We start from the raw sequence: 3,602 nt of genomic DNA, 5'->3' as shown, positions 1-3,602 counted from the left end.
ATTGTGAGTCTGACGCTTATACAAAAGAAAACTGCCAGTGTATCTCTACACTAGCGGCTTTTTCATGGGCGCGGGTGGATTACGCAAGCCGCGCATCTAAAAAAGCCCCGCTGGGGCTTTTTTGCCCGCCGGACTGTACGGCGGGCCGATGCTGTTCGAATCCACCCTAGATAGTGAAACTCAAGATTCCATGTAAAACAAAAATCCAGCGTAATTACTACGCTGGATTTTTTGGTGGGCGCGGGTGGATTCGAACCACCGAAGCTGAAAGCAGCAGATTTACAGTCTGTCCCCATTGGCCACTCGGGAACACGCCCTTATTCATTTTCGTGTCCGTTGCCGGACGACTTGTTTAGTTTATCATAGCTTTCCCGTTTTGTCAACAGCTATTTTGATATTTCCCAAGAAAAAGACACGCTCTCCGACTTTACCGATCCCCGCGCCAAGACCGTCTGCGGCACAAGTCCATGGGCGGCATGATGGATATTTTCATATACGCTCACCGAAATAATGCTCCAAGAGTCGTACTCATTCATCATCTTTTACAAAAACGTGACTTTTTTGTATTTTTCCGGTGGACAAATGTCGGACGTCCGTGCTACAATAGGCTTTGTCCTTTCCCGGCTGCTTGCGGGCGGCGGGAGTTTCACACAAAGACAGGAGGAACTTTCATGTTCGAAAAAATCTTTCACCTGAAAGAGAACCACACCGACGTCAAGACCGAAGTCATGGCCGGTATCACCACCTTCATGACGATGGCCTACATCCTTGCGGTCAACCCCAGCATCCTTTCCGCTTCCGGCATGGATGCCAACGCAGTCCTGATTGCCACCTCGCTGGCATCCTTCGTAGGCACTGCCCTGATGGCTCTGCTGGCCAACTACCCCTTCGCGCTGGCCCCCGGTATGGGCCTGAACGCCTACTTTGCCTACACCGTCGTTCTCACGATGGGCTACAGCTGGCAGCTGGCCCTGATGGCCGTCTTCGTCGAGGGCATCATCTTCATCGTGCTGAGCCTGACCAACGTGCGTGAGGGCATCTTCAACGCCATCCCCATGACCCTCAAGAGCGCTGTCAGCGTGGGCATCGGCCTGTTCGTGGCCTTCGTGGGCCTGCAGAATGCCAAGCTCATCGTCAACAGCGACTCCACCCTCGTCACCTACCAGCACTTCAAGGGTGAGACCTTCTCCTCTGTGGGCGTGGGCGCTATCCTCGCTCTGCTGGGCGTGGTCATTACTGCCATCCTGCTGGTGAAGCACGTCAAGGGCGGCATCCTCTACGGCATCCTCATCACATGGGTGCTCGGCATCGTCTGCGAGCTGACTGGCATTTATATCCCCAACCCCGACGCAGGGATGTACTCCGTCATCCCCACCAGCTTTGTCAGCTTCGACTTCTCCGCACTGGGCAAGACCTTCGGGCAGGTGTTCAAGACCGACTTCTCCGGCGTGGGCATCCTGAACTTCTTCGCCGTCATGTTCTCCTTCCTCTTTGTTGACCTGTTCGACACGCTGGGCACCCTCATCGGCGTCGCTTCCAAGGCCGATATGCTGGACGAGGAGGGCAAGCTGCCCCACATCAAGGGCGCGCTGATGGCCGACTCCATCGCCACCTGCGCCGGTGCTGTGCTGGGCACTTCCACTACCACCACCTTCGTCGAGAGCGCTTCCGGCGTCACCGAGGGCGGCCGCACCGGCCTGACCTCCATGACCACCGGCGTGCTGTTCCTGCTGGCCGTGGTGTTCAGCCCCCTCTTCCTGACCATCCCCTCCTTCGCTACCGCTCCGGCCCTCATCATCGTGGGCTTCTACATGATGGGTTCTGCCATCAAGATCGACTTCTCTGAGCCCAGCGAGGGCATCCCCGCCTTCCTGACCATTCTGGCCATGCCCACTGCCTACAGCATCTCGGAGGGCATCGCCATCGGCGTCATCTCCTGGACCATCATCAATGTCGTCACCGGCAAGGCCAAGGAGAAGAAGATCAGCCCCCTGATGTACGTTCTGACCATCCTCTTCATCCTCAAGTACGTCCTGCTGTAAACGCTCCCGGCAACAGCAAAAGCCCTTCGCCATTTTTGTCTGGCGAAGGGCTTTTTTCTGCGCTTATTGTTGCAGGTGCACCCCGGGGAGGGCGGCAGTTCAGCCGCCGAACAGCCCGAAAAAGCTGGTATGGGTCATGCCCAGCACCAGAAACAGGACGATGAGGGCGAACAGCACCCCGATGATAATATCCATCTGGTGCACCGTCAGCGGGAACTTATCGTAGAGCTTCTCTTTCGGGTTGACGAAATCGGGGTCATTGTTGTTGAGGAACGTTTTGCGGCCCTCCGGAGCCTCTGCACGGGCTGCTTCGAGCTTGGCCTGCTCCTGCTCCAGCTGGGCTTCGCGGGCCGCCAGAGCGGCTTCCCGCCGGGCCAGCTCCGCCTCGCGGGCGGCTTGTTCTTTTTCGGTCATAGTTGTGTCTCCTGTTTTTAGATGGTGTTCTCCCCTTCGGGAAGGCTCTCCCTCTGGGAGAGCTGGCGCGTGAGCGCCTGAGAGGGCAAGCCCGGCACGACAGAGCCGCTGCACAGCGATAAGCTGGCCCTTTGTCAGAGCGATGCGGCCGCCGCGCTCATCCTTTCCCGCCAGCATCCTTGCCCCTCTCTGTCACGCCTGCGGCGTGCCACCTCTCCCAAAGGGAGAGGCTTTGGCTCGAGGATAGGCTCGTCTCCGTACAACCTCTCAGTCTCGCATACGCTCGACAGCTCCCCTAGTAGGGGAGCCTCTGGCGAAGAGGCGAAGTTTCCCGGCCTGCCAACGGCTCTCCCTCTGGGAGAGCTGGCGCGTAAGCGCCTGAGAAGGCTATTCCTATTATAACAAAGTGGACCGCCCACTGCAACGAGTGGGCGGCCCGATAAGCGCTCTCTTCCGGGGGATTTACTTCTTTGCGAGGTACTTGCGAATATCGATGGCGACAGCCACGATGATGACAAGGCCCTGCACGATGTAGGTGTAAGAAGAGTTGACGTTCATGAACTGCAGAGCGACCTTCATCAGCTCGAAGACCAGCACGCCGACGAGGATGCCGGGGACCGTGCCGACGCCGCCGGTGGTGGAGACGCCGCCGATGGTGGAAGCCGCGATGGCGTCCAGCTCATAGCCCATTGCAGTGTTGACGGATGCGCCGCCGGACTTTGCAGCCAGCAGGCAGCCTGCCAGACCGAACATGCAGGAGGCCAGAATGTAGATGCGGATCTTGGTGGCGTAAACATTGACACCGGCCACCTCAGCAGCAGCCTCGTTGCCGCCGATGGCGTACATGTACTTGCCGTGACGGGTCTTGTTGTACAGGAACCAGAAGCAGCAGGCCACGAAGAGGGCGATGATGATCAGCACAGGAACACCGAAGAGGGTGTTGGAGGCCAGAGAGGTGAAGTCCTTGTTCAGAGAGCCGATGGGGGTACCGCCGGTGTAGACGAGGCAGATACCGTAGACCACCTGCTGCATACCCAGCGTAGCGATAAAGGGCTGGACCTTCAGGTAGCTGACCACGAGGCCGTTGCACAGGCCCACGATGGCGCAGATGGCGATGACGAGGATGAAGACCACAGGGGTGGGCAG

At 58.2% G+C, this 3,602-nt stretch carries 3 protein-coding genes and 1 tRNA gene; 1 reads left to right on the top strand and 3 read right to left on the bottom strand.

Annotated features, from left to right (window positions below; translation table 11 throughout):
- Window positions 1-232: 232 nt before the first annotated feature.
- Window positions 233-317: transfer RNA gene (locus ACT8X9_RS13055), tRNA-Tyr, on the bottom strand.
- Window positions 318-671: 354 nt separating this feature from the next.
- On the opposite strand from ACT8X9_RS13055, the gene ACT8X9_RS13050 reads away from it, so the two are divergent.
- Window positions 672-2,042, top strand: a complete 1,371-nt coding sequence (locus ACT8X9_RS13050) for an NCS2 family permease (protein ID WP_444269282.1) — start codon at window positions 672-674, stop codon at window positions 2,040-2,042.
- Window positions 2,043-2,141: 99 nt separating this feature from the next.
- Here ACT8X9_RS13050 and ACT8X9_RS13045 read toward each other — a convergent pair whose 3' ends face one another.
- Together ACT8X9_RS13045 and ACT8X9_RS13040 are read right to left on the bottom strand one after the other, a co-directional pair.
- Window positions 2,142-2,456, bottom strand: a complete 315-nt coding sequence (locus tag ACT8X9_RS13045; protein ID WP_444269281.1) for a hypothetical protein — start codon at window positions 2,454-2,456, stop codon at window positions 2,142-2,144.
- A gap of 462 nt (window positions 2,457-2,918) precedes the next feature.
- Window positions 2,919-3,602, bottom strand: a 684-nt coding sequence (locus ACT8X9_RS13040; protein ID WP_444269280.1) for an ABC transporter permease subunit, incomplete at its 5' end; no start/stop codon positions are given.

This window comes from Faecalibacterium sp. (genome assembly GCF_052358865.1).
Lineage (GTDB): Bacteria > Bacillota > Clostridia > Oscillospirales > Ruminococcaceae > Faecalibacterium > Faecalibacterium butyricigenerans.
This window is presented reverse-complemented; position numbering and strand designations above follow the sequence as displayed.